Source organism: Cupriavidus sp. 01L46 (genome assembly GCF_056399905.1).
Map to the genome: position 1 here is coordinate 1 of NZ_JBFTSF010000631.1, position 1,027 is coordinate 1,027.

The window sequence follows — 1,027 nt, forward strand, 5'->3', positions numbered from 1 at the left end:
CGGCGGATAGTGTTCATGATGATGTTTGTGTATGTGTTCGTGCTTGCGTTCGTGCTTGCGCTTGTGTATGCGTTGGTCTGTTCGTTCATGCCGCCCGCAGGCCGAGCGTGGCCCGGGCCTCGTGCGGCGACGCCAGCGCGCCGCCCAGCGATTTGATGATGTCGCGCGCCTTGGCGACCAGCGCTGCGTTGTCCGGGGCGAGCACGCCCTTCTCCAGGTAGATGTTGTCCTCCAGGCCAACCCGGACATGCCCGCCCGCCAGCCATGCCTGCGCCACGATCGGGAACTCCGCCCGGCCAACGCCAAAAGCGGACCAGTGCGCGCCCGGCGGCAGCATATTGCGCGCGTAGAACAAGGTTTCCGGCGTAGCCGCGAAACCGTATTTCACGCCGAGCACGAAGGTCCACAGGCCGGGGCCGTCCAGCACGCCTTCCTGGATGAAGTCGCGCGCCATGTGGAGATCGCCGGAGTCGAAGATTTCAAGCTCCGGCATGACGCCCGCCTCGCGGATGATGGCCGCCATCTTGCGTACGTTCCGGGGCGTGTTGATGACCACGTCCGCGCCGGAATTCATGGTATTGAGGTCCAGCGAACACACATCGGGGCGCAGCGCGGCGATATGCGCGACGCGCACTTCCGGACGGACCAGGGTGGTGCCCGGGGCCGCGTTGCGGGGTTCGTCCTCGCCCGGCACGAAGCGCCCGCCCGGGCCGGTGGTCAGGTTGATGATGAGCGCCTTGTTGCGCTTGCGGATCAGCTCGATCACCTCGGCGTAGTACTCGAGCGCCATCGAAGGACGCCCGGTCTCGGGGTCGCGCACATGGATATGGGCTGCGGCCGCGCCCGCCTCGGCCGCCTCCAGCGCCGCCGTGGCGATCTGCGCCGGCGTCACCGGCAGGCCGGGATGTTGCTCTGGGGTAACGATATTGCCGGTGACGGCGCAGGTAATGATGGTCTTTCTGCTATGCATGGTGAACGTGTTGGTGTCTTGGTGTCTTGGTGTCTTGGTGTCTTGGTGTCTTGGTGT

Annotated in this window: 1 protein-coding gene; it reads right to left on the reverse strand. The window is 65.5% G+C overall.

The window, feature by feature from the left end:
* Window positions 1–85 precede the first annotated feature (85 nt).
* The gene (locus AC1DS3_RS38980; RefSeq protein ID WP_183034932.1) at window positions 86–970 is read right to left on the reverse strand and encodes a beta-keto acid cleavage family enzyme; all 885 of its coding nucleotides are present in this window, start codon (window positions 968–970) and stop codon (window positions 86–88) included.
* Window positions 971–1,027: the final 57 nt, after the last annotated feature.